Raw genomic sequence first — 7,546 nt, 5'->3', positions numbered from 1 at the left:
GACGTTGTCGGGCCGCTTAGGCCGTCGTGTTACCACGGACGACCCGGCCCCTCGCTACGGGGCTGACAGGCATCTACCCCGGCTGGCACCTCTCAGCCAGCTAGCTACGATGTGCCCTTGGCTGGGCACTCACTTCACCAGCATCATCTTCCGCACGTCCACGTCCCCGTTCAGATCGAGACGGTAGAAGTAGACGCCCGTCGGCGACTGGCGGCCGGACGCGTCCGCGCCGTCCCAGGTCACGACATGCGGGCCGGTCGACAGGCTGCCCTGCAGCAGCGTGCGGACCAGCTCGCCCTTCACGTTGAAGACCCTGAGCGACCCGGTCCCGGCGCGGTGCACCGTGAAGCGGATCTCGGTCATCGGGTTGAAGGGGTTGGGGTGGTTCTGGTCCAGGGCCAGGCGCGCGGGTGTCGCGTCGCTGGCGCCTGTGGTGTTGCACTGGTGCAGGTTGTCCAGCGGCAGCACCTGCGGGTTGCCGGCGTCGTCGAAGTTGTCGGCGTCGACCGCGACGTAACGGTTGCCCTGATCGGAGCACTCGTACACGTCGTTGACGAGGTACTTGTAGTTGGTGTGGATCTGGCTCGAGTCGGCGAACATGACCGACACCGTGTAGACGCCGTCGCCGGCCGCCGCGTCGGGCAGCACGCCGTCGTCGAGCATCTGGTTGAGCGAGGGCACGTCCCAGTTGAAGCTGGGCGTCACCGAGTTGCTCGGTGTGCCGTTGACGGAGATCACGTCGGTGCCGCCGACGGGCTCCTGCTGATCGTTCACGTCGACGCTGAAGACGACCTCTACGCCGCGCCAGATGACGTCACAGGCGTCGAAATGCACCACCGGCAGGGTCAGGGGGCCGAGGGCGCCGCCGACCGTGTCGAAGAGCTCGTCGTTCAGGTACACGTTGCGATCGCCCTGGGTCAGGCACTCGTACGTGCTGTTGTGCACGAACTTGTAGTTGACGTTCTTCTCCGTGCCGGCCGGGAAGGTGACCAGCAGCGAGTAGATCTCGTCGGCGGGGTTGACATCGATGCCGGTGCCGTCGTCCACCATCTGCAGCTCCGGGGGGATGTTCCAGTTCAGGGGCAGCTTCTCGCCGTTGATCGACATGGAGTCGCCGGGCGCGAGGCCCAGCAGGACCGTGTCGACGAAAAAGAGCACGTCGATGTCGTGGGCCGTGAACTGGGACGGGTCCTGATCGTTCCACCACACGTCGATGACGTCGTTGGCGCCGGTGGCGAGGTCCAGCAGGTGCTGGCGGTTGGAGCCCAGGGGCTCGTAGGTCACGCAGTCGTAGACCCACTTCCACTCCATGTTGGCCTGGGCGGTGCCCGCACCGCAGCTGCCGGGGATGCAGAAGTCGGCGTCCACCTCGTAGACGCTGCCGCCGACGTCCACTCCGTCCATGCCGTCGCAGAGGGCCCAGGTCAGGGGAGCGGGGCTGCCCTCGACCGTGAAGCCGCCGTAGGGTTCGGTCTGGGAGCCCAGGAACGGGCCCATGCGGCCGCGGAACAGCACGTTCTTCAGCGCGAAGCAGGCCACGTTGTCCGAGCCGTTCTCGGTGATGGGATTGCCGGCGAGGTCCTCCACGTTGCTGACGGTCACCGTGTACATCGAGACGCTGGGACCGATGTCGGCGGCCAGGGTCAGGTTGACCACGTTCAGGTTCGTGACGTGACGCGCGGCGCCGGTCACCGTCGCGCCGGTGACGTTGTAGTTGCCGGCGACCTCGGCGGTGGTCTGGTCCACGGGCTCGTTGAAGGTCACCTTGACCTGGCTGTCGACCAGGTGCAGGGCCCCGCTGACCACCGGCGGGTCGGGATCGGCCGCAGCCTGGATGGTGTAGGGCAGGTAGACGAGCATGGGAATGGGTGAAGGGGTCTCCCAGGTCGTGCCGCCGGGGGTCGAGAGCTGGCTGGCGTCGTTGGCCGCGGCGTCCAGGGGGCCCTTGTTGGTGGTTCCCTGGGTGACCCAGAACTCGACGTTGATATCGTCGGAGGCGGAAACGCCCAGGGTGCTCAGCAGCACCGCCAGCTCCTTGAAGCCGGTGCCCGTGACCCAGCCCAGGGCGTTGGTGCCCGCGACGGCCGAGTCCCAGACGCTCGTACCCGTATTCCAGACCCGCAGGTCCTGCCAGCCGTTGTCCAGGTTCACGTACATGATGAAGTCGGGCAGCGTGCCGCTCAGGGACCATTCGATCTGACGGCCCCAGGGGTCGGTGATCCCGCCCGCGACGGTGTTCAGGTCGATGGCGATGCCGAGCTGGATGTCGGTCCAGGCATCCTGGTCCTGCTCGAAGCCTAAGTAGAGGTTGACCGCGTCGTTTGTGACGTAGCAGTCGCCCAGGTCCAGGGGCACGTGCTCGGTGTCGCCGCCGTCGGCGTCGACCAGGTTGGCGCCGTTGAAGTCGTTGACGCCGTCGATGACGATGGTCTGGGGAACCTGGGCCGAAGCCGCCGCCGGGATCAGCAGCGCCGCCGCCGCCAGCAGGACCAGCCAGATCTTGATGATACCGTTGCGCATGAATTTCCTCCTCCTCACTTGACGAGAGTCAGCGTACGGGCCGTGGCCCGTCCGCCGTGTTCGAGTCGACAGACATATGTGCCGGCGGCCAGGGGTCGGCCGTCGTCGCTTGTTCCACGCCAGGCGACAGCATGACGACCCGCCGGGAGCGCTCCGTCCACCAGGACGGTCACCCGTTCGCCGCGCAGGGTGTACACGGAAAGGGTGACGTGGGACGGCGCGCCGTCGGGCAGTTCGAAGCTGATCCGGGTCTGCGGGTTGAACGGGTTGGGATGGGGTGGCCAGAGACGCATCGCCCCGGCCGGGGACGGGACGGCGGTGCCGCCCCAGGAATCCGGCAGGCCGTCGCCGTCGTCGTCGACGGTGAAGGTCCAGACCGTGTCGATGGTCGGCAGCAGCGCCGCCGCGTTGTTGGGGACCGAGTCGCCGCCCAGCTCGCCGTCGGGCTCGGGGTCCCAGCAGATCGACGCCACCAGGCCGAGTTGTGCGCCGACGGGCACATGGCCGGCACCGAGCTCGTAGAGCACGTCCCAGGGGATGGCCAGCTCGCTGGCGCCGGCGGCGCCGTAGGCGTGCGCGGCGTCGTGGGCGGAGATGATCTCGCCCGTACGGTCGGAGGCGGCGGTCGCCGTGGTGATCTCCCAGAAGCTGTCGCCGTCCCAGGCCGACTGGTGCTGGTAGCAGCCGTACTGGAAGTCGGCGCGGAAGCCGGGGGCCGTGAACAGCACGCCCCGCTCCCAGGTGTCGATGGCCGTGAGGTCGGTCTCGCCCCCGGGGCCGCCGGGATCGACGTCAACGTAGAGCAACCAGGAATTGGTGTGCACGATGCCGTCGATGGCCACGTAGAGGTAGTCGGCGTCCCAGGCGACGTAGAGGCCGTCGAGCTCATTGGACGCGGTCCAGGCCGAGTCGTTCGAATCGGGCAGGGCCAGGTAACCGTCCCACTCGCCGGCGTCCAGGCGGCCGTCGATGGTCATCAGGGTCGCCGCGTGGATGGCCACGCCGACCTCGTCGGCGGCGGTCAACCCGTCGTTCGGTACGCCACCGGCGTCGGCGACCGTGCCGGAGGCCATCAACAGCAGGATCTGGGCGGGATCGAGAGCCTCGACGGCCGCGGCATCGGAGGCGTCCAGCTGCAGGGTCAACGCGTAGGCGGGCGTGGTCTCCAGCACCGTCGTGCCGGCGCCCAGGGCGACTTCGGCCAGGTCGTCGCCGTCCTCGTCCAGGCCGACGCCCGCGGGGACGAGCGAGGCGGGATCGGCCGGCTGGTCGAAGCCGATCACCAGCCGGTCGGTGGTCGGGTAGTAGTCGGCGGACAGGGCCAGGGGACCGAGCGTGTCCGTGAGATCATTCGCGACCGCGCGCAGCTCGGCGATGTCGCCGCCGCCGTCGGGCGCGCCCGTCAACCCGGCGTACAGCCGCACCGCGAAGGCGCCCGCGGCCTTGACCTCGTCGCCGCGCATGAGCGTGCCCGAGAAGTCCAGCTGGTGCGTGGCGCCTGCGGTGCCCAGCACCCAGGCCGCGGCGATGCCGGTATTGGGGTTGCGCCGGCCCATGTAGGCTGCGTCCGCGGGCCAGACGCGGTCCATGTCGGCATTCCAGATCAGGTCCACCAGCGAGGGCGAGAAGCCGGCCTGCAGCCAGTGGGTGGCGGAACCGACGCGGTAGACGGCCTCGAGGAAGGCGTCCCCCTCGACGAGGGTGATCTCCTTGGTCACCTCGGCATGGGTGGCTTTCAGCACGACGGTGGTGCCGCTGCCCTGGACGATCTCCAGGCCGTAGACGTCGTGCTGGTAGTTGGGCCCGACATCGCTGAAGGCGCCCACGTGGTTGGCGTCGTTGTAGTCGCCGTCGCCGTTCCAGTTGACGTTGTCGCTGCCGATGGCGGTATCGCCGTAGCCGGGGCCCTTGACGAACAGGTGCGTCACGCGTCCGCCCACGCCCTCGATCACGGCGAAGAGGCGGTCGTTGTGCATGACCACCTCGTCGTAGCCGTCGTTGTCGATGTCGCTGAAGAAGCAGGCGGTGGTGGCGGCGTAGTCGCCGTCGAGCCAGTGGGCCGCCTCGGCGTAGATCATGGCGTTCTTGATGTGGGACGAATAGCGATGCTCCCAGCCCGAGATGTCGCCGCCCATGCCGTCGTGCCAGGCCGTCTCGTACAGGTTGGTCATCAGCACGTACCAGCCGGCCTGCGACACGTTGTTGTCGGGCGCGGCCATCAGGGCGCCGAAGGCCTCGCTCCAGAGCGTGCCGTAGTTCTTGCAGTTGCCGCCCGCGCCCGCGCAGATGCCGTCGCCGTCGCCGCCGTTGGCCCAGGGTATGTAGCCGGCCCAGTGCGTGTACCAGCCGTTGTCGCCGCCGCCGTAGCCGTCGAAGCCGCCGATCTCGCCGTAGGTGCCGGGCGTCGGCGAGAAGGTGTCGCCGTTGAAGTTGGGATTGGTCAGGGCGTCGGCCAGCTTCCAGGTGCTCAACCAGGCGCTCTCGGTGTCGCATTTGCCCACGATCCAGTCGTAGGCCTCCTTGGCGTTGGGCGTGACGACGGCCCAGCCGCCCATCTCGGCGATGGCTTCCCAGTCCTCGGCCAGGACCGCGATGCGGTATTCCCCCACGCCCGAGTTGGCCAGCCCCGTGAGAATGTCCAGGGACGCCTGCCCGTTGCCCCCGACGATGTTGCCGGTGAACGAGCGGTCGCGCGGCACCAGACGCAGGCCGTTGGCGTCGAGGAAGTGGATCTGGTGGTTGTCGTGGCCGGCGAGATGCACGTCGTCGTCCAGGATCACGCCCCAGACGTCGTGGCCCTGGAAGTTGTCGCCGATCCAGTCGTTCACGCCGGCGGACGGATAGCCCGACGTGTTCAGCCAGACGCGTTCGGGCACCCAGGCCACGCGCGGCGTGTAGCCGTAGCGGGTGCCGATCATGTCCGACTCGATGCTCACGGCCCAGTCGTTCATGTCATTCGCGACGAACGGCATGATGTGCTGCGCGTAGGCCGAGGTGATCATGCCCGCCCAGCCCGCCGAGACGCCGGCGGCCAGCCAGCCGTTGAAATCCACCGGGTCGCCGCTGTTGCGCGACCACTCGGCCGACGACTGCAGCGGACCGCTCAGATGGAAATTGCCCGGGACGCCGGTGCCCTCGTGGACCTGCAGCGCCTCGTCGAAGCCCGAACCCTCGAGGTCTTCGCTGCGGCCGGCGAAGACTTCGCTGTAGCCCAGGCCCTGGTTGCCGTGCAGCACCAGCGCGCAGTTGGCGGCGAAGACCTTGTCGGGCGGATAGCTGGCGGTGACCGTCTCGCCGGGCAGGGTCTCGACCGTGAAGATGACCGGGGACGCAGGTCCGGCGCCCCTGAGCAGCGAGGGCGCCAGGTCGATCCAGACCGCGTCGGGATCGCCGGCGCGGCGCAGGGCCCGATCGTCGGCGACGAACTTGTCGCCGTCTCGCGTCAGACGCATGTCGGTGATCATGGACGCAACGCCGCCGTGCGGCGTCGCGGTGATCCGCAGAGGCACATCGGTGGGCTGGGCCTTCGCTCCACCCAGCGCGACGGGCTCCGCTGCGCAGCTCAGGAAGCTCACGCGCAGGCGCGGCGTCCTCGCGGGATCGTGCAGCGTGATCGAGAGCAGGTCGGCCGCGGGAGGGAGCGTGGCGTCGAGGCCGACCCGGTCCACGGCCAGGACCGATACCTCGACGGCGCCTCGTGAAACGGTCGCACCGCAGGCGCAGGCAAGCAACACCAAGGACGCAAGCAGAACATGACGAAACCTCGAGCAACGACAGGCGCTCATGCGGCCTCCATGACCCGATTCACGATTGGATGCACCGCCTCTATGCGACCACGGCAGAGAGGTGTGGACGGTTCAACACAAACACGGCACGGATAAGACCCACGAGGGTTTCCGTGCGCGACGCATGTAATTGTATCAAATAAGTATAGGTGATTTCAAGGATTCCCACACTCTGGACAGAAAAAAGGGGCGAACGAAGTGCGTTCGCCCCTGATTGAAAACGAATCCCGATTTCTAGCGGTAGAGGCTCTTGACGTTGCTCCAGTTCAGGACCTCGTTGTCGACGGGCGCCTCGCAACTCGCGTAGAGACGGCCGAGGTTGGCGTTCAGCACGAAGTACACCAAGCAGGGCTCCGACAGGACGAGTTCCATGTTGGCGGCGTTCACGCCCGCACCGTCGGCGCCGATCGCGTCCCAGGTCCCGTCGACCACGACCTTCCAATAGTAGGTCGCCGGTGTGCCGATGTTGCCCAACAGGGTGTAGTAGCCGTCGCCGGCCACCGCGTCGCCGTTCAGACCGTCGTCGTGCAGGAACAGGCTGCCGGTCGCGTTATTCCAGTTATCAGGATCGCCGAGTGGCACCTGCACGTCGCCCACGATCTTGATGGCGAGGGAATGGTCCGTGTAGGGCCAGTAGCCGTCGGCCAGCCAGCCGTCGCCCACGGTGTTGATGTTGAAGGTGAACAGCACATCCTCGTTGTCCGAGGTGGTGTAGAACCAGCTGTTGCCGGAGTAGGGCCAGGAGTCGCCCCAGCCGAACAGGGCGGCCTTCCACTCGTGACGGCCGGCGAACTCGATGGTCACCAGCAGGGAGTGGATGCCGTCGCCGGCCACCGCGTCGCCGCTGGTGCCGTCGTCGACCATCTGCAGGGTCTCGGCGTTCCAGCCGTTCATGTCGCCGGCCACGTAGAAGGGCTGGGCGAAGGCCGCGCCGGCGGCCAGGACAAAGGACAGAGCCACGACAGTTAGCAGTTTCTTCATGAGATGCAGCCTCCCCTTGGCAAATCGTTGAAGCGGGAACCGGATACATTCGACAGACCCCTCCGCGATCGAATATCCGGCAATGATTTGATATACAGATAATAACATATTTGCTTGCGAATGATGATAAATATTCCATTGGACGGTAATTCGTATAAAAGGCTCATGGGGCTTCCCGGACAACATGCATCCGATTGAAGAGAATAGCTTAGTGTGATTTCAAGGGATCATGCCCCACGAGGCATGAAGATGGGGCGAAC

At 66.9% G+C, this 7,546-nt stretch carries 3 protein-coding genes; all 3 read right to left on the bottom strand.

What is annotated here, in order from left to right:
* Positions 1–129: 129 nt before the first annotated feature.
* Complete coding sequence (locus KJ554_15435) at positions 130–2,520, bottom strand: Ig-like domain-containing protein (protein ID MBU0743723.1); 2,391 nt, start codon at positions 2,518–2,520, stop codon at positions 130–132.
* A gap of 14 nt (positions 2,521–2,534) precedes the next feature.
* Positions 2,535–6,305 (bottom strand): hypothetical protein, encoded by a 3,771-nt coding sequence (locus KJ554_15430; protein MBU0743722.1) that lies wholly within the window; start codon positions 6,303–6,305, stop codon positions 2,535–2,537.
* Positions 6,306–6,539: 234 nt separating this feature from the next.
* Positions 6,540–7,286 (bottom strand): hypothetical protein, encoded by a 747-nt coding sequence (locus tag KJ554_15425; GenBank protein ID MBU0743721.1) that lies wholly within the window; start codon positions 7,284–7,286, stop codon positions 6,540–6,542.
* Positions 7,287–7,546 lie beyond the last annotated feature (260 nt).

Source organism: bacterium, assembly GCA_018814885.1.
Taxonomy (GTDB): domain Bacteria; phylum Krumholzibacteriota; class Krumholzibacteriia; order LZORAL124-64-63; family LZORAL124-64-63; genus JAHIYU01.
Note: the sequence above shows the minus strand (reverse complement) of the source record. Positions and strands in the feature narration are given on the sequence as shown.